The 25,544-nt window shown below is 54.4% G+C and carries 20 protein-coding genes; 11 read left to right on the forward strand and 9 right to left on the reverse strand.

The genetic code is table 11. The features are described 5' to 3' along the window. Positions 1–13 precede the first annotated feature (13 nt). Positions 14–220, forward strand: coding sequence for a TonB-dependent receptor (locus ACFE8Q_RS17985; RefSeq protein WP_375446924.1), 207 nt, complete (start codon positions 14–16; stop codon positions 218–220). A 51-nt stretch (positions 221–271) separates the two neighbouring features. Here ACFE8Q_RS17985 and ACFE8Q_RS17990 read toward each other — a convergent pair whose 3' ends face one another. The 4 genes from ACFE8Q_RS17990 to ACFE8Q_RS18005 all read right to left on the reverse strand — a co-directional run bounded on the left by ACFE8Q_RS17990 (position 272) and on the right by ACFE8Q_RS18005 (position 5,920). Further along, complete coding sequence (locus ACFE8Q_RS17990) at positions 272–1,297, reverse strand: bile acid:sodium symporter family protein (protein ID WP_375446811.1); 1,026 nt, start codon at positions 1,295–1,297, stop codon at positions 272–274. 111 nt (positions 1,298–1,408) lie between these two features. Continuing rightward, positions 1,409–4,738: a M4 family metallopeptidase gene (locus ACFE8Q_RS17995; protein ID WP_375446812.1), complete on the reverse strand. Its 3,330-nt coding sequence runs from the start codon at positions 4,736–4,738 to the stop codon at positions 1,409–1,411. Positions 4,739–4,857: 119 nt separating this feature from the next. After that, on the reverse strand, positions 4,858–5,394 hold the full coding sequence (locus ACFE8Q_RS18000) for an FAD-binding oxidoreductase (protein WP_375446813.1): 537 nt from the start codon (positions 5,392–5,394) through the stop codon (positions 4,858–4,860). A 31-nt stretch (positions 5,395–5,425) separates the two neighbouring features. Continuing rightward, complete coding sequence (locus tag ACFE8Q_RS18005) at positions 5,426–5,920, reverse strand: histidine phosphatase family protein (protein WP_375446814.1); 495 nt, start codon at positions 5,918–5,920, stop codon at positions 5,426–5,428. A 226-nt stretch (positions 5,921–6,146) separates the two neighbouring features. Between ACFE8Q_RS18005 and ACFE8Q_RS18010 the strand changes: the two genes are divergently transcribed. Both ACFE8Q_RS18010 and ACFE8Q_RS18015 read left to right on the forward strand, forming a co-directional pair. Then, positions 6,147–6,398: a YtxH domain-containing protein gene (locus ACFE8Q_RS18010; protein ID WP_375446815.1), complete on the forward strand. Its 252-nt coding sequence runs from the start codon at positions 6,147–6,149 to the stop codon at positions 6,396–6,398. 32 nt (positions 6,399–6,430) lie between these two features. Continuing rightward, positions 6,431–6,859 carry a YtxH domain-containing protein gene (locus ACFE8Q_RS18015; RefSeq protein ID WP_375446816.1) on the forward strand — a complete coding sequence of 143 codons (429 nt, stop codon included), beginning with the start codon at positions 6,431–6,433 and terminating at the stop codon, positions 6,857–6,859. Between the two features lie 112 nt (positions 6,860–6,971). Here the strand turns inward: ACFE8Q_RS18015 and ACFE8Q_RS18020 are convergent, their stop codons facing one another. After that, a complete protein-coding gene (locus ACFE8Q_RS18020; RefSeq protein WP_375446817.1) occupies positions 6,972–8,168 on the reverse strand; it encodes an alpha/beta hydrolase family protein in 1,197 nt (398 codons plus the stop codon). Between the two features lie 136 nt (positions 8,169–8,304). Between ACFE8Q_RS18020 and ACFE8Q_RS18025 the strand changes: the two genes are divergently transcribed. Then, positions 8,305–9,180, forward strand: coding sequence for a helix-turn-helix domain-containing protein (locus tag ACFE8Q_RS18025; RefSeq protein WP_375446818.1), 876 nt, complete (start codon positions 8,305–8,307; stop codon positions 9,178–9,180). 45 nt (positions 9,181–9,225) lie between these two features. Here ACFE8Q_RS18025 and ACFE8Q_RS18030 read toward each other — a convergent pair whose 3' ends face one another. Beyond that, entirely contained in the window at positions 9,226–9,618 is a 393-nt protein-coding gene (locus ACFE8Q_RS18030) for a DUF983 domain-containing protein (RefSeq protein WP_375446819.1), read from the reverse strand. 347 nt (positions 9,619–9,965) lie between these two features. Here ACFE8Q_RS18030 and ACFE8Q_RS18035 point away from each other — a divergent pair, with 347 nt between their 5' ends. From ACFE8Q_RS18035 to ACFE8Q_RS18050, 4 genes are all read left to right on the forward strand, one after another. Further along, the gene (locus ACFE8Q_RS18035; RefSeq protein ID WP_375446820.1) at positions 9,966–11,285 is read left to right on the forward strand and encodes a sensor histidine kinase; all 1,320 of its coding nucleotides are present in this window, start codon (positions 9,966–9,968) and stop codon (positions 11,283–11,285) included. Positions 11,286–11,391: 106 nt separating this feature from the next. Then, positions 11,392–11,523 carry a hypothetical protein gene (locus tag ACFE8Q_RS18040; protein WP_375446821.1) on the forward strand — a complete coding sequence of 44 codons (132 nt, stop codon included), beginning with the start codon at positions 11,392–11,394 and terminating at the stop codon, positions 11,521–11,523. A gap of 13 nt (positions 11,524–11,536) precedes the next feature. Continuing rightward, the gene (locus ACFE8Q_RS18045) at positions 11,537–13,744 is read left to right on the forward strand and encodes a bifunctional alpha,alpha-trehalose-phosphate synthase (UDP-forming)/trehalose-phosphatase (protein WP_375446822.1); all 2,208 of its coding nucleotides are present in this window, start codon (positions 11,537–11,539) and stop codon (positions 13,742–13,744) included. A gap of 83 nt (positions 13,745–13,827) precedes the next feature. Beyond that, positions 13,828–14,241 (forward strand): response regulator, encoded by a 414-nt coding sequence (locus ACFE8Q_RS18050; RefSeq protein ID WP_375446823.1) that lies wholly within the window; start codon positions 13,828–13,830, stop codon positions 14,239–14,241. A gap of 6 nt (positions 14,242–14,247) precedes the next feature. Here ACFE8Q_RS18050 and ACFE8Q_RS18055 read toward each other — a convergent pair whose 3' ends face one another. From ACFE8Q_RS18055 to ACFE8Q_RS18065, 3 genes are all read right to left on the reverse strand, one after another. After that, positions 14,248–14,871: a hypothetical protein gene (locus ACFE8Q_RS18055; RefSeq protein WP_375446824.1), complete on the reverse strand. Its 624-nt coding sequence runs from the start codon at positions 14,869–14,871 to the stop codon at positions 14,248–14,250. 170 nt (positions 14,872–15,041) lie between these two features. After that, positions 15,042–17,876, reverse strand: coding sequence for a family 78 glycoside hydrolase catalytic domain (locus ACFE8Q_RS18060; RefSeq protein ID WP_375446825.1), 2,835 nt, complete (start codon positions 17,874–17,876; stop codon positions 15,042–15,044). 33 nt (positions 17,877–17,909) lie between these two features. Next, positions 17,910–19,391: an arabinose isomerase gene (locus tag ACFE8Q_RS18065; protein ID WP_375446826.1), complete on the reverse strand. Its 1,482-nt coding sequence runs from the start codon at positions 19,389–19,391 to the stop codon at positions 17,910–17,912. Between the two features lie 273 nt (positions 19,392–19,664). Between ACFE8Q_RS18065 and ACFE8Q_RS18070 the strand changes: the two genes are divergently transcribed. The 3 genes from ACFE8Q_RS18070 (at position 19,665) to ACFE8Q_RS18080 (ending at position 25,516) form a co-directional block, all read left to right on the forward strand. After that, the gene (locus tag ACFE8Q_RS18070; RefSeq protein ID WP_375446827.1) at positions 19,665–21,236 is read left to right on the forward strand and encodes a carboxylesterase/lipase family protein; all 1,572 of its coding nucleotides are present in this window, start codon (positions 19,665–19,667) and stop codon (positions 21,234–21,236) included. 124 nt (positions 21,237–21,360) lie between these two features. Further along, complete coding sequence (locus ACFE8Q_RS18075) at positions 21,361–24,321, forward strand: prolyl oligopeptidase family serine peptidase (RefSeq protein ID WP_375446828.1); 2,961 nt, start codon at positions 21,361–21,363, stop codon at positions 24,319–24,321. A 238-nt stretch (positions 24,322–24,559) separates the two neighbouring features. Further along, positions 24,560–25,516: a glutaminyl-peptide cyclotransferase gene (locus ACFE8Q_RS18080; protein ID WP_375446829.1), complete on the forward strand. Its 957-nt coding sequence runs from the start codon at positions 24,560–24,562 to the stop codon at positions 25,514–25,516. Positions 25,517–25,544: the final 28 nt, after the last annotated feature.

Consider the following 25,544-nt stretch of genomic DNA (forward strand, 5'->3'; position numbering starts at 1 on the left):
TTCCAACATCTGTATGTGCAGTTGTGGACCTGTGAAACCGGAAGACCAGCCGTTGATCACTGTAGACGGAATGGCTATCTCTTATGACAGTCTACCGCGTGGAATAAACCCGAATATGATTCAGGCAATAGAGGTTTATAGAGGGAAAAAAGCAGCTAGATATGGCAATAAGGCTGTCAAAAATGGCGTGATTGTCATTACGACGAAAAAGGGTCTATAAACGTCATCGTCCCCTGACAGATGCCAAGCTACAGATTCAGGTGCGTTGCCGCTAGCTCTCAATTTTTGTCTTTGCCGGTAACGGTGTCGGCTGCCAGTTGATCATGGCTTTTGCCAGGATACTCGCCACGATCAATTGCAGGGCATGATACATCATGATCGGTAGCAACACCACTCCAACCGCCGTGGGCGGAAACAGCACCTTAACCATGACGCTACCCTGCACCAGCGATTTTTTGGACCCGCAAAACAGCGCCGTTATCCGGTCTTCGCGGCTAAAATGCAGCAGACGGCTGACGAGAAGTACAAAGCCGAATACCAGAAAAAACAGGGCCAGCATACCAGCGGCCAACACCAGCAAATCGAGCGCCGAATAATTCTGGAACAGGTTGAGGTGAAACGACTCGCAAAAGGCGGTGTATACAATTAGCAGAATCGTGAGCTGGTCGAAATAGCGCAGGGCCGACTTGTATTTTTCGGAGAACCAACCCAGCCTTCTGTTCAGGAGCAGGCCCAGCACAACCGGCGCAATCACCTGGATCGACAACTTCAGGATGATCCCCTGCAAGTCGAATTGCCCGTTGCTGGCACTGAGCAGAACGCTCATCCAGATGGGCGTAATGAACACGCCGATCAGGCTGGAAATGCTGGCGTTGAAAATGGCGGCGGGCATATTACCATTCGCAATGGATACCATCACGACCGACGACGATACCGTTGATGGTAAGGCCGCGACGTAGAAAATGCCCGTCCAGAGCAACACCGTATCCGGCGACATCAGCAAGGCGCGTGCCCCCAGCACCAGCGCCGGAAAGACGACAAACGTGGTGAGGTGAATCAGCAGATGCAACCGGTAGTTGCGCAGCCCGGCCCTGAGCTGATCGACATTGAGCTTTAACCCGTAAAAAAAGAAGATCAGCGATACGCCGTAGTTGGTCAGCGCCGACAGCGACAGTGGCCCTTCCTGCAAACCCGGTTCTGGCCAGAGGTTGGCCAATCCAATCATACCCAGCAGGGCCAGAATAAACCAGTCGAGCCCGACACGGGCCAGCAGCGCAGGGAACGACGTTTTTGCCATACACAAACTAACCGGCTTTGTCGAGCTTTCGTTTACTGTAACACGGTCTTCAGTCTGTTTTTTGGCTACAGCAAAATACGGACTGAAGTCCGTGTTACGGTTGGCGGCCCTTTACTCCCGCAGCACTTTGCGCTGGACACGACCCTGATTGGTTTCGATGCTGATCACGTACAGGCCCGACGGCAACGTACCCAGTTCGACCGATAACGTACCTATGGACGTGCCTGTGTTGCGCTGTTGCTGCATCACAGCCCCGGATGTACTGACCAGATCGACCGCTTGCCAGGTTATACCGGCAGGCAATTCAACGGTGACCCGGCTCCGGCTGGGGTTGGGAAATAAACGAACCTCGTTGGCCCAGTCGGGTTCAATGCCCAGGATAACAACGGGCGCTGCTTTCACCGCAAACGTGCGGTCGACTGGGGTAGCGGCGTAGGTCTGGCTATTCCCTTCCTGAAAAGCGCGTACGGTTACCGTACCTGTTCCGGTGAAGCGAAGCTGATTTCCAACCAGTTCGGCTGGTCCCGACGGAACGGTAAAACCAACCGCCAGGCCAGCCGACGACGTAGCCTGTAACGTAATGCTTCCCGTAGTAACGACCTGATCAGCAATAGCGTTGAAAGTAATTGTCTGGTTTGCCTTTGTTGGGATAGCCCGCGCCACGTTCGAATACCAGACCGGCCATTTGGCACCCGTGTACAAGGCAACAACCGCTCCCTTTGGCGTCAGTTTATCGGCATTCAGGTTCATCAACGCTATGCTTTCCTTACCAGACGAATTGGTGGTGCCAAACACAACAGCATTATCAGTACGGGAGTAGCTGGGGAAACCGAGGTCGTTGTTTTCATAGACGATCTCTACATCACCCTTCTCAATATTGGCCGACAGCACATAGTATGACTTGGCGTTTTCGTCGAAATAATCAAACGCAATCAGATCGGGTGAGGTTTTTGAAAATGACGGGTTCCCGATACTGATTCCTTCGTCGAGGTCTGTGAATAGCTTGTCTATTCGGCCTACATCCGGGAAATTCTTTTTAGAGCCGTCCCAGACATTGATGATGCCTACATCCCAATAGTCGACCGACTGTCCGCCCGCGTTGGTGAGTTTATTATAGGCATCGTAGATCACGTATTCACCGGAATAGTCCCATTCAAACGAATCGGCATACACCACTTCACCCGTTTTCACCCCCTGCGCCGACGTAGGATTGTAAAGGGTGTAGGTCTTCCACTTGGCCAGATCGAAGCTGTACACCCACAGTTTGCCGTCCTGCTTATCGGTCAGGGCAGCGAGTTTGGTGCCGTCTTTCGAAATCACCACGTTGGCCCAGCCTGCCTCCTGCGAAATCACGGTTTCGGAGGCTGGCTTTGTCATGCTCGACGCCCGGATTTTACCGTCGCTGCCCACAAACACCGCCACACTGCCATCGTCGGTGAGACTTGGGCGGCGTTTCAACCCCGACAGACTGCGCTGGGTGAAAGCCGTTGTTGGGTACGGTGTGTTGTACAACTTACTGTCGCTGGTACTGACCAGCGCCATAAAATCCTGTCCGGTCGAGGTTGGAATGGGCGTTTTCTGATCGGTCGGCGTGCTGTTTTCGGTGATTCCTACATTATCGAATGCCGTTTTTACCGCCGCCACTTCAGCACCACTGCCGCCATAGAGGTCCGTAGCCGCTTTGATCGCCGCCAGCCGCATGTCCAGGAATTTCGACGAGCGGGTCAGGTACGTTGTCAGGGCACGGTAATAAATCTGTTCAGCTTTGTCTTTGCTGGTGGCTGAGGCAATCTGATAAAACGCGTAGTTGGGAATACCGCTGTTGATGTGTACGCCACCGTTATCGTCGGTGGTACTCACATATTGCGCCATCGTTTTGGGCTGGTACCCGTTATCCGATTTTCCGCCCTGATTCGGATTAGCCATGCTCCGCAACGCCCCCGACGGGAAGTATTTGGCGACAACCACCTCTTCGCCGATGGTCCAGTCGTCGCGATCGATCAGTACGCCAAATACATCGGCAAACGACTCATTGAGCGCCCCCGACTGACCGTCGTACACCAGATTAGCTGAGTTTTGAATAACCCCGTGGCTCATTTCGTGCCCCGCGACATCGAGCGAGCCAGCCAGTGGCTTGAAGGCCACATCGCCGTTGCCGTACATCATGTACTCGCCGTTCCAATAGGCATTATCCATGCCTTTGCCCGTTTCGGGGTCATTGACGTTAATGATCGAGGTAACCGTGCCGCCATTCCCGTTGATGGAATTGCGTTTAAACGTTTTCTGGAAGTATTCGTAAGCAATACCACCATTGTACTGCGCCGATGCTGCCGTAGCTGTCCAGTTTGTGTTATTGGCCGACGAGACCTGCTTCACGCTGATGTTGTCTCCATATGTATTGGCCGCATCAATGACCCAGAGTGCCCCAACCGGACTGTCGGGCAATTTCGATTTGGTGGTGCTATACATGACCCGGCTGGCATCCATCATCACGTAGTTGCTCCCGATCTGGTAGGTCTTGAACGACCTGGAGACGCCGTTCAGATCACGGGCTGAGGCATCTCTGGGCCCGTCGATGCTACAGGTACTGTTGAATTTACGCAGCACATCGCCCGTTTGCGCGTCGATCACATACTGCCAGCGCTCCATCAGGTTAGGGCGTACCGTAAGGTCATAGGCTAAGCGGGGCGTTTCTTTCGTGTCTGTGCTACCAGCATATACGCAGAGTTCGCCAGTCACCGGTTCCAGCCTGATCAGTCCCTGCCCAAACATTTGAACAGGAGCCGCCTTACCCAGTGATCGCATAGCCGCTTTACCCGCCTGGACCAGCGACAGGGCCGGGCGTATATCGAGGGTAGCGGGAATCACCCGATACTGCCCGGTTATGAGCGTCACCTCACCATTGGTCTGATGCACCGTCAACTCGGCTCCGTAGACCGGCACACCCTGGTAAGTCTGCATCATGCGCTGGTGCGTCTGACCTAGCTCGTCTGTAGTGGTCTGTTTAATCGCAAATGCCTGTTCAGGGTCATTGATCGTCAGCAGACCACGTACCTGGCTCAGAAACTGATAAGTAGTAGCCTGTACCGACCGCCGCGCCTGCTGATTGCGCACCGGGCGCCCCGCCGACAGGTTTTCGATGTAGATAGGTAAACCCGATGACGCATCGCGAACGATTTTCAGTTTCAGCGGAGGCAATGATACCGGGGCACTCCCGGTGGCCAGCAGCGTTTGCCGGGTACGTTGGTCGGTAGGTAGTGGTGCCTCGATGGCATCCAGACGGCGGGCCAACTCAGCATCGGGCCGACCTGTTTTCTGTTTCACTAAAAAGCCACGCCCCGGCCCCGACGTTGAGCCGGGCAATTGGGCGTTGTTGGCCTGAACGGGCGGTTGAGCCAACGCACTGGTCGAGGCCAACAAACAAGCGTAGAGTAGTTTCATGATAGTGGATTTAGGGGGGAATTGGTTGCTGGTTAACTGGTCAATTGGTTACTGGTTAACTGGTTATTAGACTCTTCCATAATTAATTGACCAGTTAACCAGTAACCAATTGACCAGTATCACCTGTTAACGGGTGGGATCATGCCCAAGAAGCCGGTATATACCTGTTCGTAGTTGGCGGGCAGTTTTTTATCACCCGGAGCCCAGGCTACTTTGTGCAGTTCAACGCCTTTTTTCCAGCTCACAAACCGATATATATTCCCCGGCTTATTGTATGTTGTCTTCCGAATGGCGCAACGGTCTTCAACCGACCAGAACACTTTTTTTGTGTTGTCGGCAGTCTGCTTCCCAATGAACGTATAGCTCTTCTGGCCCGACTGCCGGCTAAACAGACGACCATCGTCGAGGAGTAGATACATCTTTTCTTTACCAACCACACCGCCGCCTGAGCCAATCGTCAGCACCCGCCCTTTATAGGTATCGGGAATCTCGCGAGAGGCAACTGTCTTCCTGGCCCGCATCACCATAGCGGGAGTTTTATCGGTAGAGGGAGCCGCCTTTTTCGGTAGCGAATTAGGAGCGGCGGCAGTAGGAGCCTGTGCAAAAGCAGTAGTTAGTGTGGTCAGAAAGGCGAGGGCAAGCAACGGTATTCGCATAAGTAGTTGGTGGTTAGGCAGTCAATTAGATTTAGTATGTTTCTTCACGGACAGTCGTCCGCCAGCCAGCACCGGTCAGGCGCATTCTAACAATCAGTAGGTTAGCATAGTCGCCGTGCTCGATCTTCTGCAAGCTGGGCGTTGTACCCAGTTCTTTGGCAATCTCCAGAACGGTATTGCTATGGCCAACGGCCAACGCTGATTTGTGTCGAAAAGTACGGACGCGCTGAGTCAGTTTAGTGACCGGGCTGGCGGGATATTGTGTCAACGGCAAGCTCTTTGACTGTGCGGTGGGTAGGGCCGTTTGACGGGTACGTGTATAAGGAGTCACATAAATTGTGTCGAGGTGCACCCGAGCCAGTCGCTGGGATAGCTTCTCGGCGCGACGAAGCCCCTCGACCGACAGGCTGGTTGTGTCAGACTCGTTGGCTCGTTCGGCATGCCGAACAATGTAGAGTGTGGCCGTTGGCGAGCAACTGGCCAGGCAAGCCGTCAGGAGCAGCCAGGTGAGGTAATTTTTAACCATACTGTATAAAATGAGAGTCGTCAGTGGGGGCCATACTAACCAGTTTGTGGAAGTTGTTCCCCGACGACAATATACAATACAGTTTACCATTATGCCGTTGGATATATGGCAAATAACTGTATTACAGTTATTTAAGTACCAATAATCAACAACGGGTAGTTTACTGGTACGCTTTTTTCAGTACTACTGACGTCTACATGACCCAATTCACCTAACACACATACTCATGAAATCACTACCCGGAATCTTGCTTGGCATTGCAGCGGGTGTCATCGTTGGTGTACTTCTGGCACCACAGAGTGGCAAAAAAACACGTGAAGGCCTTGCTTCCGACACCGATAATTTTTTCAGCGATTTGCAGGATCAATTACAGGATGGCCTGGAAAGCATTCGTAACCAGTACAACGAATACGTTGAAACGGCAACCGATAAAACAAAGAGTGTGGCCGCTGATGCTAAGCGTCGGGCCAAGTTTTAATACTATCAATCAACTCGTAAATTAAGAAGACAATGCGTAGCACACGTGATTTCCTGACCGGCCTTTTGACAGGCGTAGCAATTGGTATCCTTACAGCCCCTCGTAGCGGCAAAGAAACCCGCGAAAAGCTGGTTGACGAAGCCAACAAACGGTCTGAAGATCTGAAAGATCAGTTCGGCAAAGTAAAAGAGCAGGCTGGTCAGTATGTTGATCAGGCCAAAGACCAGTTCGGCAAAGTGAAAGAACAGGCTAACCAGTATGTTGGTCAGGTAAAAGATCAGGCAAGCCAGTTGGTTGGCCAGGCGAAAGATCAGTTGAACCAGGCTAAAGGTCAGGCGCAGTCAGAATTTGATGCCCACAAATATGAAGCGAAAGCTGACTACAACAACGCAGTAGACGACGCAGCCGATTCGGCTAAATCAGGTATCAATTCAGTGAAAGAATCAGTCAAAGTCGACTAATACCATACAGTGCCCAGTACATCAGTGCTGATTTACTCAACGATCTATGAAGAACGCCCCCGGCTTAGCCAAGTCGGGGGCGTTCGCTTTTTATTTAATAAGTTAATCTTAACTACTGTGCTTGCTTGGCGCTGAAAAACTCGAACGTACCCAGCACAAAGTCAACGATCCCCGTGGCGTGGGTACGTCCCGGCAACCGGTAGAGCGCCACGTTGGTTGCGCCCCGCTGTTGCATGGCGTCGTAGGCATTCTGGGTATTGAAGTAAAAGACCGTGTTGTCGGCATCACCATGATACAGGCGGGTGGGGGCCAGCGGTTTCCAGTCGTGGATGTCGTTATCCTGCACCGCCCGGATGAAGTCGATATCCGTTCCGTTTTGCACCGCCTGCCGGAAGGTATCGGTTAGGGCTTCGTTGAAACTGACGTTGATCAACGCCCCCTGTCCATTGGCCGCTACCCGGCTGGCATACGGTTCTTTGAAGTAGTACGACGCCGGGCGATTCAGGCCATATACGCGATCGTACGTCAGCAACACCCACAGATACAGCCGGTTATAATCCACGCTCCCCTGGGTACGTGTGTTCACGATGTAGCGCATGAACGCAGGTTTGTCATACGCCCCCGCGCCCGCACTCGACGCGATCAGGTTAAACTCGGTGAGGGCTTCAGCTTCCAGCTTTTTGTGTAAGGCCATCGTAGCATAACCGCCTTCCGAGTAGCCCGCCGTATACAGTTTCTGGTTCCAGTTCACTTTTTCGTCGGCCAGAAACTCTTTGGTTGCCCGCAACATATCCAGCGAAGCCGAAGCCAGCGAGGCGTTATGCTCGTAGGGATGGGGCAGTTTGTTCGAGGCGCCGTAACCAATGTAATCCGGGGCAGCCACGATGTAGCCCACCGAGGCAAACACAGAACCGAACGTGTACGATTCACTACTGCTCCGGTAATACGATGGTGCCTGGTCGTCGCTGCTGATGGTGCCATGCTGCATGCTGATCAGCGAGAGCGCCTGCGTGGTCTGCGGCACCAGCACCGCCCCCGACGCTACAATAGCGCTGCCGTCGGTGTTGGTGGTATTGTACGTAAGCCGATATACCTTGATGCCGAATTGGGTGAGCAACCGTAAAAACGATGTTGCACCATTATAACGCCCCTTCAACTGGTCGGCGGTATACGTACCCAGCAATTCAGCAGAAACCAGCGTGCGGGGTTTGGGGGCGGTAACAACATCGGCCGGCGCGGCCTGACGGCACGCAGAAGGTGCCAGCGCTGTCAGCCCAAAAAGGACTGCTAGCATCAGAATTTTTATCATGAAAACGTTGAGTGATTGTTACTTAAAAAAACACCGTATGAACCCCTTCCGTTCCGTTTTTCCGATGGTGTAACGCGGACTTCAGTCCGCATTTTTTTGTATCCAAAATGCGGACTGAAGTCCGCGTTACACTTTTATGAAAGAAAAGTCCCTGCCTATCCTGCAACTGGATGACTTCGAACGTACCCACACCCATCATCCCGATGTGTATGTGCAGTTGTTCGCCGAGCATGTGGCGCAGTACCAGTTCGTCCGGACGCCCCATCGCCACGATTTTTATATGCTGGTGCTGTTTACGAAGGGGCAAGGCACGCATACCATCGATTTTGTAGATTACCCTATTCAGCCGGGAAACGCTTTCTTCATGTCGCCCGCTCAGGTTCACAACTGGACATTCTCGGAAGATACCGACGGCTACCTGATCTTTTTCAATCCCGCATTTTATCTGGTCGATTATCCCGCCCGAAAGCTAAGCGACCTGCCACTTTTTCATGCCCTGGCCACGCCCCCCGTGGTTCAGTTGACCGACCTGGAATCGGCCGATATTGGCGGTGTTTTCACGCTGGTGCATCGGGAATATACAGGCAGCGGGTACCACCGCGACGATGTTATCCGGTCGTATCTGAATGTTCTGCTGGTGAAATTAAGCGGCTTTTGTCTGGCCAGTCAGCCACCTCAGCGTTCGTCGCACGTACAGAGCCAGATTCGGCAACTCGAAAGGCTGGTGGAAAAAAACTTCGTAGCCCACAAGACCGTGCGGGATTACGCCGATATGATGGCCTTGTCGGAAAAGCAGTTGTATTCGATTTGCCAGACGGCCCTGGGGAAACCGCTCCAGAAAATCATTCAGGAGCGGTTGGTGCTCGAAGCCAAGCGGTTACTGGTTCATACCGACCTGTCGGTGGCTCAGGTGGCAGACCGGCTCAACTTCCTGGATCACTCTTACTTTAACCGCTTCTTCCGAAAAGAAACGGGTAAGACACCCGACCAATTCCGCCGTTCGTACCAATAGTCATAAGCGGCACCAGCCGTTTAGTTGACATAATTGGTTGTCTCTTTACCAGACGGCTGGTGCCGGGTACGACTTCTTGACTTCAGGCTTGACGAAAATAAGGAGCCAGGTACGTCGGGCCATTCTGAAAAAGAGTGGCGTCAATAGCAGTAAGGTAGGCACAAGGCCGATCAGGTAATAATCCAGATCGACGTTCAGGCCGATCACCACGATAAAAAAGGTGGCCAGGGTCCACAGGCTCGAGTAAGCGTAGCTGACAAACATGGATGCCCAGTAGAAACCCGGCTCAGGCATGTAGTTCAGATTACAGTGCGGACAATGATCGTGCATCTGATCGAAGTGCCGACTGAACGCGCTTTTTGTCTTGAAAAAATCGCCTTCATGGCAGCGTGGACATTTGTTAAAGACGATGCTGTATAATCGATTGCTGGTTGGCATGGCGTTGTTCAGTTGATTGATTTATGGAACAAAGGTCGCTTTGGCCGACTGCTATTTTAAGGACAAATCCCTCCATTTGTGGCACAAATTGATTGGGCCAGTAACTACCGGGTTTTTATACCTCCAGCATTAATCAATTCAAATTCAAGCACTTAACTTATCGCTTTATTGTTCCGGCAGATAGGTTACCAGATGTAAGGTGAACCACCGGTTTGCCAGTAAAACAGATATCCATTATCTAACTTATGGACGGGCCTGTTTTGTGCTAGGATAGCCTTTTCAGCCAGTTTATTCACCAAACGGTTCTTCATAGATACGATGCATCATCTATTCAAATTAGCTACCGTATGGAATCTCTCCCATCAACTTATCAAAAAGCGGTTAACGACCTGGTTGCCTTCCTCTTCAACCGGCGGGAAACCCTGCTCAACAACTGGCGGTCGGCTTGCGAAGCCGATGCGTCGCTGAAGAAAATTTCAATCCTGGCGCGGGAGGAGTTCAACAACCTGATGCCCATTATCCTCGACATTCTTGAGCAACGATTGCTGGGCAACACCTCCCCGATTGACCCCGCAATTACGGCCCGGTCGCATGGGTTGCACCGCTGGCAGAAGTCGCTTGGCCTCCCCGAACTGCTGAAAGAACTTCATCATCTGTCTCGGATTTTATTCGAGGAACTAAAACTTTTCCGGCAGCTTTTTCCGCAGTCAGACGCCAATGTGGTCTTACAGTCGCAGCAACAGATCATGATGCTCATGAATGAAACCATCAGCGGCAGCGTCACCAAGCACGACGAACTTCAACGGCTACAGGCGGCTAACCGGGCGGCCAGTCTGGAGCAGGCCTTACAGGAAATGCAGGACCTCTCCCGCCAGCGGGGCGACCTGTTGCGCACGTCGTCTCATGACCTGCGCAGCGGCCTTGGGCTTAGTATGGGGGCGGCCTACTTTCTCCAGATGGAGGGCCTGAGTCAGGAAGAACGCGATCAATACGTTGATATGCTGAACCGAAACCTGACCCATGTGCAGTCGATGCTGAACAACCTCATGGACTTAGCCCGCCTCGAAGCTGGCCAGGAACCGACCCAACTGGAGGAGTTCGATGCGGCCCAGATGCTCAACGAGCTGGTGGCCAACGCACAACCCAAAGCGGCCGAACGAAGCCTGATTCTACGAGCCGATGGTCCCGAGAAATTGGTGGTAAAAAACGACCGGCTCAAGATCTACCGGATCGCTCAGAATCTGATTGTCAACGCGCTGACGCACACACCATCCAGTTCAGAAAAACCGGGTATGGTTTCCGTTTCCTGGTCGGCCGAGAACGACTGGCGCTGGGGATTCAGCGTCCAGGATTCGGGATTAGGCTTGCCCGGTCACTTAATGGAGTACTTCCACAAGCAGCTTAAACCGATTGTTGAAGAAACCAGCGTGCTCTCCCCCGATGAAGGCCAGCCCACACCTTCTATTCCCAATGATGACCATCGAATACCCTCGGAGCATTTACTGGATGAACCGACCAACGCCACAGACAGGCGCGAAGGTGTTGGCCTGCAAATTGTGAAACGCCTGTGCGAACTGGTCGGTGCCACTATGGAGCTTGAGAGTATCAAGGGGCGGGGCACGCTCTTCCGTATTCGGATGAACATGCAGGCACCTGAGCAGGAATAAGTTTCCCCTACGGTAGACGTAAAGCGTACTGCCCGGCCATAACCTCATTCATTAGCACCTGCCCCAATCTACTGGAGTTTGTTCATTGAACATAACAATAAACGACATGGAAAATCAGGACCCTCAGGAGCAATCACTGGCCGATACCGACTACGATTCAGTCGAATTCGACCGGGCGACCAACGACAATGAAGTGGCCGCGATGGAATCGGGCGTTGACTTAGACGACGACGAGTGATCAGCAAGTAGTTATGACGAACAACCGACTGGTGATCATCTCGTATCGGCTGCCCTTTTCGATAAAGACCCAGAACAAAACAACGGTGATCAAGCCCTCGGCGGGTGGGCTGGTAACGGCGGTTAAATCGCTGGACCTCAGCGGGTCGTCGCAAAAACCGATCTGGATTGGCTGCGCCGATTTTACGCAACGTACCTGGGAAAAACACGGCCATAAGGTCAGCGACGATTTCGAGTACGTACCGGTTTTTCTGGACAAAGCAACCAACAAAGCCTTCTACAACGGGTTTGCCAACTCGGTGCTTTGGCCGCTGTTTCACTATTTCCCGTCGTACGTCGACTACCACGACGAGCATTTCATCGCGTATCAGGCGGCCAATCAGGCGGTGTGCGCCAAAGTAATTGAGTTACTGCAACCCAATGATCTGGTATGGGTCCACGACTACCATTTTCTGGCTCTGCCCCAACTCATCCGCGAGCAAGCACCCGATGCCACCATCGGTTTCTTCCTGCACATTCCTTTTCCATCCAACGAATTGCTCCGGCTGCTACCCAGGCGATGTCGCGACTACCTGCTCAAAGGTATGCTGGGTGCCGATCTGCTGGGTTTCCATACCAACGATTACCTGCTCCACTTTCTGGAATCGGTTCAACTGAACCTGGGGCTGCCGCATTCGATGGCGGCTATTTATTACCAAGACCGCACCACGCTCTGTCAGTCGTTTCCGATCGGGATCAACTACGGGCTGTATCACGACGCGTACGATCAGCCCGAGGTCGTGGCCGAACGCGATGAATTGAAAGCCTCGTATCCCGGCAAGATCATTTTCTCGGTCGACCGGCTCGATTACACCAAGGGCGTCATGCAACGGCTCGACGCGCTGGAAGCGTTTCTGGAAGCCCATCCAGACTGGAAAGGGAACATCGTGTTCATCCTGGTGGTGGTGCCTTCGCGCGATGAAATTCAGACGTATTGGGAGCGGAAACAGATGATCGAGCAGGCCGTTGGCCGCATCAACGGCAAGTTCGCGACGTTAACCTGGGTGCCCATCGTGTACCGCTACGCGTCGCTGTCGTTTCCGCAGTTGCTGGCCCTCTACACCGCCTGCAATGTGGCTATGATCACGCCGCTTCGCGATGGTATGAACCTGGTAGCCAAGGAGTTTATTGCCACCCGGCAGGATCAGCAGGGCGTTCTGGTACTGAGTGAATTAACCGGGGCCGCCAATGAACTGGGCGAAGCGCTGCTGGTGAATCCGCTGGATGAATACGAAGTGGCCGACCAGTTGCACAGAGCCCTGACGATGCCGCCCGACGAACAGCAGCGACGCATGGCGATCATGCAGCAACGCGTGGACTACTACGACGTGAAGCGATGGGCCAACGACTTCTTCGACGCGTTGCAACGCAGTCGCCAAAGCAAGACAACCCGGTACGTTCGTTATCTGCGCGGTAGCGGACGGCATAAACTACAGGAGGCCTACAGCCAGGCCAAATCCCGCCTGATTTTGCTGGATTACGACGGCACACTGACCGAATTCACGACCAAGCCTGAGCAGGCAGTTCCGTCGGCCGAACTCCTCGACTTGCTGCGCGACCTCGCCAACGTACCTGAGAACAAGGTCGTTGTCATCAGTGGCCGCGTCCACGACATACTCGAACGCTGGCTCGACGGGCTGCCCCTCGACATTGTGGCTGAGCACGGCACCTACATCCGGCAGGAGGGCGAATGGCGCAGCCTGGTTCTGGATGATGGCGACTGGAAAGAGTCCGTACGCCCGCTGATGGCCGATTTTGTGAGCCGGTGCGCAGAATCGTTCATCGAGGAAAAGGACCACTCGCTGGCCTGGCATTACCGGAACGTGAGCGAAACGTCGGGCTTCGATCGGTCGCGGGAGCTGATTGCCACCCTCGACGCCCTTCTCCCCTACCAACTGCGGGTTATGGACGGCAATAAGGTGGTGGAAGTTAAAAACGCAGACACCGACAAAGGCCGCGTAGCCCGACAACTGGCACTGGCCCACCCCTACGAATTTATGATGGCCGTTGGCGATGACCGCACCGATGAAGACACGTTTCTGGCCTTAGAGGGCTTGACCACCTACACGGTAAAAGTTGGTCCGGGCGCAACCAATGCCGGGTATCGGGTCAATACGGTAGCCGATGTGCTGTCGCTCCTGCGGTCGTTCGCGCATCCGCCCCAACTAGCCAAATCAACGTAGTCAGTAAATTTTTTCAACACAGCGGCAGTCCGCCGCTGTGTTGAAAAATCTTCTTCGCCAAACCGACAGACACATACTGCACGATGGACGCTGCCAAACGAACCGTCGACGCGCCGGTTATTTTTATTATCGTTGATCAGCCGGACGCTCATTACCGCTACCGACAGGCTTTCAGCGAGGCGGCCCCAACCGCCGTTCTTTATTTTTTCGCCCACGGCTCCGAACTGATTACTGCTCTCCGGGGCTACGTATATCCCCGACCATCACTACTGCTTATAGACGGGCCGATGGACGGCCTGAACGGCTACGAAACCCTGGCAACACTGGCCCGAACGGCCGCCTGGCAAACGATTCCGGTCGTAATCATGACCCGGCAAAACCAGCAAATCGATGAGGCCCGATGCCAGCAAATCGGATACGGGCTGGTACTTCCCGGCGAAACGCAACCTAGTAGGCTCGCAGCCCAACTCACCGGCCTGATACACGCCCTGCTGTAAGGCTGTTTATAAATGCACCAGGCAATCGGTTAGTAATTTCCATTGCAGTTTCTGGTAAAAAAGCCAGCCACCCTCGGCAATGGCCGTGTTGACGATGGCTCGGTCGCCCGCCGCCGGCTGCTGATTATTGATGGCTTCGTGGCGACCAATTTCAGACGCCGTAATGGTGGTGCCCACCCGTTCGACCCGGAAAATGCTGCGGGCTTCGTTGCTAAAAAAGTGATCCACCTGCTCAGGGTTGGGGCTGGCAGGGTCGTGCGTCGGCTGAACGGTGAAGTCGACGCAATGTTTTTTCGCGGAACAGTCGATGACACGTACCCAGTTTTCGGGCATTGGGCCGGGCAGCACAATCTTGATGTAGTCGCCTATGTCTGCTTTGCCATCCGGTTTGCGTTGCCCGTGCTGGTCGTACAACTCAAAATCAGCCGTGAAGTTGGAAAGCCCCGACCAGCCATTCACGTGCAGTAGTTTTTCGACGGAACGGGCAAATGCGTTATCCGTTTCAACGTCGTTGGCGAACGTATTCTGACTCACATACGAGACGTCTCTGGCCTCATTGCCCTGCACTACGTTCACCTCATGCTGCACTTTGTCAGCTATTGATTTCAGATCCATACGTCTTTTTAGCATTGCTTTCGGGAATAAACAGTTTGCAGAAAGCATACTTTATAAACAGAACCACCCAAAGCCTGGTGTCGTAATGGCGGTAGAAGTAAGGAAACGGAAGCCCGTCCGTTAGTTATTGAGGCAAGGAGTTAGGCCATATCTCCAAGATATGGCCTAACTCCTTGCCTCAATAACTAACGGACGATGGTGAACGTATATATACCCGACCCGATCGCCACGACTGGCTTACTCTTCTCGTTATCAACCAGTTGAATCGACGCATTTCCAACAACAGGCTGTCCGCTTTCGCTTACGGCAGCGGCTGATGAAGCGGGCAGATAGACCTTTGCCGTACAGTTGGCGGGAATCTCAACCGTCAGCGTTATCGTTTTGTCGGTCCGTTGCCACTCGCTGCGAATGAGGCCGTAGGGTGATTGGTAACGGGCCGATGCGCTGCTCATATCGCCCACCAGCGCAGGCCGGATCACCACAGCTTTAAACGCAGGTACGTCCTCGGCCTGTTGAATGCCACCCAGGCCGCTGTAAAACCATTCGGCCAGATGCCCCAGCATGAAATGGTTGTTCGACGGGTCGCGCAGGGCCGACCAGGATTCGGTAAGGGCAGTGGCCCCGTGGGCAAGCTGGTAGCCGTAGCCAGGTACGTCGGAGCGGTTATTCATCCGGTAAATCACCTCCGACGCACCGGCATCTTCCAGCGCCCGCAGCAGATACCGGTAGCCAACATCGCCCGCCGTGAGCCGGTAATCGGTAGCGCGAATATTTTTTAATAGATTCTCAGTCACGGCGGCTTTCGTTTCCGGCGTAGTCAGGTTCATGTAGAGCGGCATGGCATTGGCCGTTTGGCTGCCCGTGCCGTACTGCCGGGTTGCCGGGTTGTAGTAGGCGCCGTTAAACGTCTTTTTCACCGCCGCCGCCATCTGCCTGTAGCGGTCAGCCTCCGTTGGCTTGCCCAGCAGGGTAGCTACTCTTTCCAGAATCGTGAGGTCGTAATAGTACATGGCCGTGGCCGTAATGCCTTTGGGCGTCAGTTGCGATTTGCCGGGATGCTTCGGGCCAAGATCATACCAATCGCCCAGGCCGTGAGTCAGCAGGTAGTTCGTGGCCTTGTGGCTCAGGTAGTCTACATACTTCGTCATCATGGCGTAGCTATCGGCCAGCAACTGCCGGTCGCCGTACCACTGATAGGCATACCAGGGCAGAATAACCCCGGCACTCCCCCACTCCGGCGAATCCCGAAACCCTTCGTCGAAGGCCGTAAATTCGGGCGCAATATCGGGAATGAGTCCATTTGGCAGTTGGGCCGCCTGCATATCCTGGATAATCTTGGGCAACAGCGTAGCCAGGTCGTAGGTGTAATGCACCGAGCCGCCCATCAGGTGCGTTTCTTCCAGCCACCCCAGTTTTTCGCGATGCGGGCAATCGGTCATCACACTCACGACGTTGCTCCTGATGGCCCAGTCGATCAGTTGGAATGTCTTGTTAAACAGTTCGTTCGACGAGGTAAACCCGCCAATCGTTTCGGCCGAACTACGCACGTGTAAGCCCCGAACGTCGGTCAGCACAGGTACGTTGGCCGGATTCGTCGGGGCACTAATCCGGGCCGAATTTGCCTGGCGCATCAGGGCTTTATCAGGCGCGGCTCCTTCGATTTGCAGGTAGCGGAAACCGAAGTAAGTAAACAGCGGGTGCCAGGTTTCTGTCCCCTTTCCGGCCAGTGTGTACTGATAGAAATGGGGACCACCCGAACTTTCCTGCGTCACGAGGCTATCGGCACCGAGTAGTTCGCCGGGCGTAATCTTCACGACGGAACCCGCTTTGCCCCGTACCGAAATCTGCGGAATGGCGGAGGCGTTCTGCCCCAGATCGACGATCCAGATACCGGGTTTAGGCTGCGAGATTCGGACGGGGGCGAACGTGTCCATGATTTTCACAGGCGGAGCCGTTTGCGAACGTACCTGAGGCGGCCCCTGCACCAGCAACGGCATTTGCCAGCTCGCATCCTGATAACCAGCCCGTTGCCAGCCAGTCTGCTCGTGGGTAGCGTTCCAGTCCTCGCCGCCGTAGATGCTGCTGTAGGTAACGGGGCTGGCCGTTGTTTTCCAGGATTGATCCGTCACCAGTTCGGCCGTGGTTCCGTCGGTGAATTCCAGCAACAATTTGGCGATCAGTTTAGGGTCGCCGAACGTACCGGTCATCTTCCGGTAGCGTTCGTTGGGAATCGAATAAAAGCCGTTGCCCAGCAACACGCCTACCACGTTTACGCCCTTTCTGAGCGAAGCCGTAATGTCGTAGGTCGCGTACAGGCAATACTGGTTGTAGTTCGTCCAGCCCGGATCAAGGAAGTGGTCGTTTACTTTCCGGCCGTTGAGGCTGAGTTCGTAATGACCAAGCCCGGAAATGAACGCCGTAGCCCGTTTCAGGGGCTTAACCACAGTTAATTCTTTGCGAAACTGCGGTAACGCATGACGCGCCACCTTACGGTTCCCCAGTTTGCGCGCTTCTTCCGGCGCATGAATGAACGGCACGATACGCGCACTATCGGGAATCGTTGACAAGGCAATCCAGCGGGCATTGCCCCAGTCAGCGTTGGTCAGCAGGCCCATCTGCCAGCTAGCGGGTGCGCTCCAGGCCGACAGGCGTTCTGCCTGATCCCAGACTTGCACCATCCAGTAATACACCTTTCCGGCCAGCAGCGGCTTACCTCCATACGCCACCTGGATAGACTGATCGCTGACTTGCTTGCCCGAATCCCACAGGTTTCCCTGCCGATTGGCCAGGGCGGCAGCGTTATCGGCAACGAGCACGCGGTAAGCCGTCTGCTTCTGGTTGCGCCCGGCCGATACCAACTGCCAGCTAAGCGCCGGACGCGGTGTTTCAACACCCAGTGGATCAACCTGATAGTTACAGCGAAGGCGGCTGATCTGCAACGGGTCAACCGGCGAAACCTGTGCGTGACTGGTCATAACCGCCAGCAGCAGGACCAGTAGCTGACTAATCTGATTTTTCATGTGAACTGTAGGAAGGTGGTTCTTTAAGCCGTTTTAGCAAACCTGAATCGTTTCTATCTGAAGCAACGTACCCAACTTGCTGATCTTCGAGGCAATATGCCCCACGCCAACCGCGCAATGATGGGCCGGACCGTGGCTATTCCAGGCATTAACAAACTGCCGGGCACCGATCGGAAACCGATACCGACTATTGGTATTACCGATCTGCATGATTGGCCCCGCCACCGACTCGGCCTCGGCAACCAGCAGTTTCAGCTTGCCACGCCCATCTTCCACCACCGACAACAACGTAACGGGGCCGTTCTGCACCGACATTTCGACCGACAGGCCAGCCCCCACTTTGCCATGATACACCTGCAATGGACGTACCTTGGTTCTTCCTTCGGCAATACGGATATGGCCCGGCCCATCGTGCCCCATCAGCACCACATCGTCGGTGAAATCCAGCGCGTAATACTCGGTGAATGAGCCACCGGCACCAAACGTATCCATGATTTTCATTGCCTGCGCATTTTTAATTTCGTACTCCCCCGCCACCGGAACACCGCGAGCCGTGAGCAGGGACGTACCCAGAATGATGGAACTCATGGTGTCTTCATTCGTCGGATTACCGGTGCCTTTATGGTAATACGCCATCGATCCCAACCGGTACTTTTCGGCCAGTTGATCGAGCGCAACCGACGTGCGGGCGGCGCGTTCGAGTTCCGCCACGGAGCAATCGGGTTGCACATCGAACAGGTCGTGAAAGGCCTGCACCCGCTCCTGAACGGCGGTTTCACTAACGGCTTCTTTCAAGGCCGATAGTTCATCTACTTCCAGGATTTTCATCTGCCCGCCAAACGTGATCAGTTGCAACGTCGGGTCAGAATAGATATCGAGCATGCCGCTGTAGTAGTTGCCCATCAGCCCCAGGCAGTTGTGCGCCATTACCTGGGCCACGTAAGCCGCGTCGAGCCATTCATCGACTTCGCGCCAACAGTCGGGGTCGTTATTGAGGACGCCGGTGATCTGCTGAAACGGAATACCGGCCCGGTGAAATACGTTGGCCAGTTCAGGAACCGGGCAGGCCGAGCAGAAAGCCAGCCATTCGCCGGTCATGCGGGTACGGTCGGTGAGGCTGTTGAACCAGTCATAATCAATGGCCGGTTCCGGCGACAGATTCAGCAAAATAACCGGCACATTGGCCCGCTGCACCACCGGCAATACCGTGGCCGACAGGGCGTAGGTAGTCACGTAAATGAACAGAATATCAATATCTGCCTGTCGGAAACGGTGGCCCGCCTGCATCGCTTTTTCAGGCGCATCAATCAGCCCCAGGTTAATCACGTCCGTAGTTGGCCGTTTGAGCCGGGCACCAACCTGCTGCACATAACCCGTCAGCCGGGCTTCCAGCCCGTCGAATTGCGGCCAGTACGTGTCCAAACCGATGCCGAACAGGCCAACCTTCAGGGTATTGATTGATGCTGGTTGTGACGTATCAAAAAAGACAAGCGGAGACGATGCAGAAACGGCCATATGTAAGCTAGATGATGAACATTTGTCAGGGAATACCAGATGAGCGTGTCTTTTTGGTATATTATCAAACAAACGTAGTCTATTGCGAAGGGTTACAAAATGGGCGTTTTGATCAATTAGTTGTCTTTTTTGATACACACCTCTTCAGGCAAGGTGCCTGTAGACTAAGGTCTTGTTACCCTTGCTGAGTAAATACCGGGATGATTAGCCTCATTAGATAACTTCAGCCGTTAGCAGGCGCTCGCCTACAACGAACTTTCCCTACCAATGCCTATGAAAACGCCCCTGCGTTTGTTTCTTTTTAGCTTCTCGATTCTTCTGAGTGCAACGGCTTTAACCGGACTAGTGAAACCGCCAGAGCCGGTGCGGGTTAGTGGCGGGCTGGTTTCAGGTACGTTGAACAAGGATGGCGATGTGCAGCTATATAGGGGCATTCCGTTTGCCGCGCCGCCCGTTGGCAACCTGCGCTGGAAAGCACCGCAACCCGTTAAGCCCTGGTCGGGCGTTCGGGCATGCGATGCATTTGGGGCAAGCCCAATGCAGGGGGAGCCGAATCCGTTTGGCCCGTGGAGTGCCGAATTCCTGATTGCCAGGGAACCGATCAGCGAAGATTGCCTGTACCTGAACCTATGGACCAAGGCCAGGTCGGCTGGTCGGCCACAGGATCGCCTGCCTGTGCTGGTCTGGATTTACGGTGGCGGTTTTGGCAGTGGCGGCGGCAATGTACCGATCTACGACGGTGAAGCAACCGCGAAGAAAGGGATCATCTTTGTCAGCGTCAATTACCGCGTTGGCCCGTTCGGTTTTTTCGCTCATCCAGAACTGACGGATGAATCGGGCCGGAAAGCGTCGGGGAATTACGGGCTGATGGACCAGCTTGCGGCACTGCAGTGGGTGCAGCAGAATATTGCAGCCTTTGGTGGCGATCCCGGCAATGTAACCATCGCTGGCCAATCGGCAGGGTCGATGAGCGTCAACTGCCTGGTGGCTTCTCCCCTGGCGAAAGGCCTGTTCAAAAAAGCCATCGCCGAAAGCGGGGCCAGCATTGCCCGCCCTATGTCGACCCTGAAGCAGGCCGAGGAAAGTGGCGCAAAGGTGATGCAGACGCTGGGTACGTCGTCGCTGGCGGAACTTCGGACCAAATCAGCCGCCGAGATTATGCAGAAGGGTCAGGGCAATGTGCGCGGCCCCATTGTAGACGGGTACGTGATTCCGCAACCGATGGGCGAGTTGTTCAGGGCGGGTCGCCAGAACAAGGTTACGCTGCTGACGGGCTGGAACGAAGATGAAGGCATGTCGTTTGGCCCGCCCAAAACCGCAGCCGACTATAAACGACAGATCAGGCAGCAATACGGGGCCGACGCGGAGACGATGCTCGTCCATTATCCGGGAGAAACCGACGCCCAGGCAGCGGCTTCGCAAAATAACATGTCGCGTGATCAGACGTTTGGCGCACAGAATTACGGCTGGGCGAATCTGGAAAGTCAGCAGGGGCAAACGGTTTATGTGTATCGGTTCACCCGCAAACTGCCCGCTACCGGCGACTACGCCCGGTATGGGGCTTTCCACACCGGCGAAGTGGCCTACGCCTACGACAATCTGAAGTTCATCGACCATCAGCTCCGGCCGCTAACGGCGACAGATGACGAACTGGCCAGAACGATGTCTACCTACTGGGTCAACTTCATTAAAACGGGTAATCCCGATGGCAAAGGCGTTCCGCACTGGCCCGCCTATTCGGTCTCCGACAAACAGATCATGGTATTGGGCGACAAGGTGCAGGCCCGAACCCTCCCGGACGCCGCCTCGCTCGATTTTTTATTCGGGGTTCTTAGTAAACCGTAACGCAGACCATGTAACGGGGACACCTAGTCCGCATTTGTCTCTACACAAATGCGGACTAGGTGTCCCCGTTACATGGTCTGCGTTCGTATATTGAGTGGCATTTCATACAACCTGATGTTAACTCATGCTTCGAACCGCTACTCTATTACTCTGCTTATTCCTCACAAAATCGCTTTCTGCCCAAACACCTAAACGCCCCCTCACTGCCGCTGACTACGACCGCTGGGAAAGTGTTCGTTCGGAAGACCTGAGCCGGGATGGCCGCTGGATCACCTATCAGATTGACCCTCAGGAGGGAAACGGTCGGCTGGAGGTGGCGGATGTATCACGCAAGGCGGCTGTTCGCACCTTTCCGCGCGGGTACATGGCCCAGTTTACACCCGACAGCCGGTTTCTGGTGATGCGGTTGAAAGTGCCGCTTGCCGATACACGGAAGGCTAAACTGAAGAAGAAAAAGCCGGACGAGATGCCCAAAGACAGTCTGTTGGTCCTAAACCTGGCGACGGGCGTTACCACGAAACTGCCCAATGTTAAATCATTTATGATTGGCAAAGATGCCGGGTCGTGGCTGGCCATTTTGCAGGACGCCAACGCACCAAAACTGGCGGCCGAAGCCAAACCATCGTCGAAAAAAGATACGCTGTTGCCTACACAACCGGTTTCGACAACGACGGTAGCGGGCAAAAAAGGACCGGCAAAAAAACCCAAAGGTGACGACCTGGTGCTGCTGAATATGGCCGATGGGACGCGCAAGACGGTGACGTTCGTCTCGAACGTGGCCATGTCGGACAACGGCCAAACGGTATTTTACAGTCGCGAGTCGGCGCGTGATTCGCTGAAAGCAGGTGAGGCGTTTATCCCCGGCGTATTTGTCTTCAACACCAGCAACGGCCAGACGATGCTGGTTGACAGCAGTGCCAAGACGAAACTCTACAAGGGGCTGGCAGTCGATAAGCTGGGTAAGCAACTCGCCTGGATGACCTCGCCCGACAGCGCGGGCGCCGACGTCCGGGTGTTTTCGCTGCGCTACAAAAACCTGGCGCCCACACCCGTTGCGACCAAGGGGAAACGCAGCAAAGTGGTTACCCTGGAGCCGCCTTACCGCACCCTGCTGGACACCACTGCCAACGCCTTACCCAACCGCTGGACAGCCAACGAGTACCGCGAGCCCAAGTTCTCGGACGATGGCACCCGGCTCTACTTTTCTACCTCGCCCATTGCCATAAAACCAATCAAAGACACCCTGACGCCCGAGGATGAGAAGGTAAAGATGGACGTCTGGAGCTGGACCGACAACCGCCTGCAACCCATGCAGCAAAAGCGGCTGAAAGAAGAAAAAGAACGCGGCTTTCTGACCGTCGCTGACCTGTCGCCGACCGGCAACACCTTCGGCCGGGTAGCCCTGCTGGCCAACCGCGAAATACCGACGGTCAACTTCGACCCAAAAGCAAACACACGTTACCTGCTGGGCCTGAGTGATTTACCCTATCAGGTACAATCCTCGTGGGACCCCGGCCATACCGATCTGTACCTGATCGATACGCAGACGGGCGAGAAAAAACGGATTGCCAACGATATTATGGCGTCAGAAACGCGCCTCTCGCCGGGGGGTACGTATGCCTACTGGTTCGATGAGCGCGATTCGCTCTGGCGGGCCTGGTCAATTGCCGATAACAAGCGCCTTGACCTGACCCGCGGCCTGCCCAGCAAGTTCTTCGATGAGGAACACGACACACCTAACCTGCCTGGTGCCTACGGTGCCGCGGGCTGGACAACCGGCGACAAATATATCTGGCTCTATGACCGATACGACATCTGGCAGATAGACCCCACTGGCCGCGAGAAACCGCTGAATATGACCAATGGCTGGGGTCGTACCAACAAAGTACGTCTGCGCCGCGCCGACCTCGACCCCGACGAAAAAGCCATTAACCCGAAAGATGATCTGTGGCTAACAGGAATCTGGGAAAGTGACAAACATACCGGTGTTCTAAAGGCCACTCCACCCGCCAAAGGAGCCGTAGCCATTAGTATCGTGGCCAACAGCGCCCACCGGTATGCAGGTCTTGCCAAAGCGAAAAATGCGCCGACGATGACGTTTTACCGGGGCAATTTCAGGGAATCGACCAACCTGTTTCTGACCGATACCACCTTTGCCACGCCCGTACAATTGACGAAGACAAACCCACAACAGGACAGCATCAGTTGGGGCAGCGTTGAACTGGTGAAATGGGTCGGAACAAACGGTACACCACTCGAAGGGTTGCTCTTCAAGCCGGAAGAGATACAGGACGGGCCGATGGGCGCTCCTAAAAACAAAAAGTACCCGATGCTGACGTACTTCTACGAACGCAACGCCGAAACACTGAACGATTACCGGGCTCCGTCGCCGAGCCGATCAACGATCAATATTCCGTTCTGCGTATCGAACGGATACGCCGTTTTTGTGCCGGATATCGTGTACACCACTGGTCAGCCTGGGCCCAATGCATATGACTGCATTGTTCCGGGGGTACTGAAACTGCTCGAACGCGGCTACATTGACCGGGCTCGATTAGGTATTCAGGGGCAAAGCTGGGGCGGGTATCAAACGGCCTATATCATCACGCGGACAAACCTGTTCAAGGCGGCCGAGGCGGGGGCGGCCGTAGCCAACATGACCTCGGCCTACGGCGGTATTCGCTGGGAAACGGGCGTGGTTCGTCAGTTTCAGTACGAAAAAACACAGAGCCGCATTGGCGGAACGCTCTGGGATAAGCCGATGAATTACATCGAAAACTCGCCGCTCTTCTTCGCCAACCGCGTGGAGACGCCGCTGATGCTGATGCACAACGATGCCGATGGCGCGGTGCCCTGGCAGCAGGGAATTGAGTTTTTCACCGGCCTCCGCCGCCTGAATAAACCCGTCTGGATGGTCGTTTACAACGGAGAGGGACATAACCTCACAGCGCGCCACAACGCCAAAGACCTGAGCATTCGGATGTACCAGTTCTTCGACCATTACCTGAAAGACGCACCGATGCCCAACTGGATGAAAGAAGGCCGCACCGCCGTTGAAAAAGACCGGGGCGAGATGAAGTATTGATTTTCAGGTACGTTATAAACGAAGATCGCCCGGTTAGCTAACCGGGCGATCTTCGTTTGTAACGTACCTGAAACCACGTTGCCAAATTCCCAAACGGCGCGTATCATTGTGCATGATCCATTGGACCCGCTTACTATCTGTTTTGTGCCTGTTCGGCTTGTTACACATTGGCTGTAACGAGAAGAAACCGACTGAATCCCTTCCAGAAATACCTATCAGGCCGGCTGTAGCAACGCTCTTGAAAACAGGACATCAACCCGGCGACTCGATCACAATTCAGCTCAGTCAATCCCTTAGTCAACTGACGGTTAGCTGGGATAATGTAGTCGTTTTGGCGAAACCAACCGGCAAAGACAGTGTCAGAATCATGGCTATTGGCAACGCAGTAGGCCACCATCAGGTTGTTATACAGGGCTTTTTAGCCAATAAAGAACCGAGTGCCGATACGCTGACAGTGGATCTCTGGTCGGACGTAAAACCGCAGAAGCTGACCTACTCGTTGCTACAAACGTACCCACACCAGACCAGCAGCTTTACCCAGGGCCTTGAATTCGATCAGGGTACGCTCTACGAAGGAACCGGACTGAACGGACAGTCTAAACTCATGAAGGTTGATCTCAAGAGCGGGACCATTCAGCAGGCGGTATCGCTGCCCGAACAGCACTTTGGCGAAGGCATAACGGTTGTTGGTAACCACGTCTATCAACTCACCTGGACGTCGGGACAGTGTTTTCGCTACACCAAAGAACTGGTGCTGGACAATACTTTCACTTACCACACCCAGGGTTGGGGCCTGACCCACCGCGACACCACGCTTATTATGAGCGATGGCTCTAACCGGCTGATCTTTTACACACCTACATTTACCCGGACGGGTGAACTGGCCGTTTATGACGACAAAGGGCCGGTGGTCAACCTGAACGAGTTGGAGTATGTAAACGGGTACGTGCTGGCCAACGTCTGGCAAACAAACCGGATCGTCCAGATTGATCTGGCCACCGGGAAAGTAATCGGCGAACTCCGGCTGGATGCCATCCTGCCAACCAGTATCGACACCAAAGAGAACGTCCTGAACGGCATTGCCTACCGGGCAGAAGAAGGGGTGCTGTATGTGACCGGCAAGAACTGGCCTGCGTTGTTTACGCTACAGGTACCGGCACTGCAGAAAGCCCGCCGCACAGGTACGTTGCAGTAACATTGTTCAGGTACGTTACCCCGGCCTG

The sequence above is a fragment of the uncultured Fibrella sp. genome, assembly GCF_964250085.1.
In the GTDB taxonomy this organism is placed as follows: Bacteria; Bacteroidota; Bacteroidia; order Cytophagales; family Spirosomataceae; genus Fibrella.

Coding starts and splice junctions, on each gene's coding strand:
- ACFE8Q_RS17985 (WP_375446924.1), top strand. CDS start 14: ATGTGCAGTTGTGGACCTGTGAAACCGGAAGACCAGCCGTTGATCACT.
- ACFE8Q_RS17990 (WP_375446811.1), bottom strand. CDS start 1,297: ATGGCAAAAACGTCGTTCCCTGCGCTGCTGGCCCGTGTCGGGCTCGAC.
- ACFE8Q_RS17995 (WP_375446812.1), bottom strand. CDS start 4,738: ATGAAACTACTCTACGCTTGTTTGTTGGCCTCGACCAGTGCGTTGGCT.
- ACFE8Q_RS18000 (WP_375446813.1), bottom strand. CDS start 5,394: ATGCGAATACCGTTGCTTGCCCTCGCCTTTCTGACCACACTAACTACT.
- ACFE8Q_RS18005 (WP_375446814.1), bottom strand. CDS start 5,920: ATGGTTAAAAATTACCTCACCTGGCTGCTCCTGACGGCTTGCCTGGCC.
- ACFE8Q_RS18010 (WP_375446815.1), top strand. CDS start 6,147: ATGAAATCACTACCCGGAATCTTGCTTGGCATTGCAGCGGGTGTCATC.
- ACFE8Q_RS18015 (WP_375446816.1), top strand. CDS start 6,431: ATGCGTAGCACACGTGATTTCCTGACCGGCCTTTTGACAGGCGTAGCA.
- ACFE8Q_RS18020 (WP_375446817.1), bottom strand. CDS start 8,168: ATGATAAAAATTCTGATGCTAGCAGTCCTTTTTGGGCTGACAGCGCTG.
- ACFE8Q_RS18025 (WP_375446818.1), top strand. CDS start 8,305: ATGAAAGAAAAGTCCCTGCCTATCCTGCAACTGGATGACTTCGAACGT.
- ACFE8Q_RS18030 (WP_375446819.1), bottom strand. CDS start 9,618: ATGCCAACCAGCAATCGATTATACAGCATCGTCTTTAACAAATGTCCA.
- ACFE8Q_RS18035 (WP_375446820.1), top strand. CDS start 9,966: ATGGAATCTCTCCCATCAACTTATCAAAAAGCGGTTAACGACCTGGTT.
- ACFE8Q_RS18040 (WP_375446821.1), top strand. CDS start 11,392: ATGGAAAATCAGGACCCTCAGGAGCAATCACTGGCCGATACCGACTAC.
- ACFE8Q_RS18045 (WP_375446822.1), top strand. CDS start 11,537: ATGACGAACAACCGACTGGTGATCATCTCGTATCGGCTGCCCTTTTCG.
- ACFE8Q_RS18050 (WP_375446823.1), top strand. CDS start 13,828: ATGGACGCTGCCAAACGAACCGTCGACGCGCCGGTTATTTTTATTATC.
- ACFE8Q_RS18055 (WP_375446824.1), bottom strand. CDS start 14,871: ATGCTAAAAAGACGTATGGATCTGAAATCAATAGCTGACAAAGTGCAG.
- ACFE8Q_RS18060 (WP_375446825.1), bottom strand. CDS start 17,876: ATGAAAAATCAGATTAGTCAGCTACTGGTCCTGCTGCTGGCGGTTATG.
- ACFE8Q_RS18065 (WP_375446826.1), bottom strand. CDS start 19,391: ATGGCCGTTTCTGCATCGTCTCCGCTTGTCTTTTTTGATACGTCACAA.
- ACFE8Q_RS18070 (WP_375446827.1), top strand. CDS start 19,665: ATGAAAACGCCCCTGCGTTTGTTTCTTTTTAGCTTCTCGATTCTTCTG.
- ACFE8Q_RS18075 (WP_375446828.1), top strand. CDS start 21,361: ATGCTTCGAACCGCTACTCTATTACTCTGCTTATTCCTCACAAAATCG.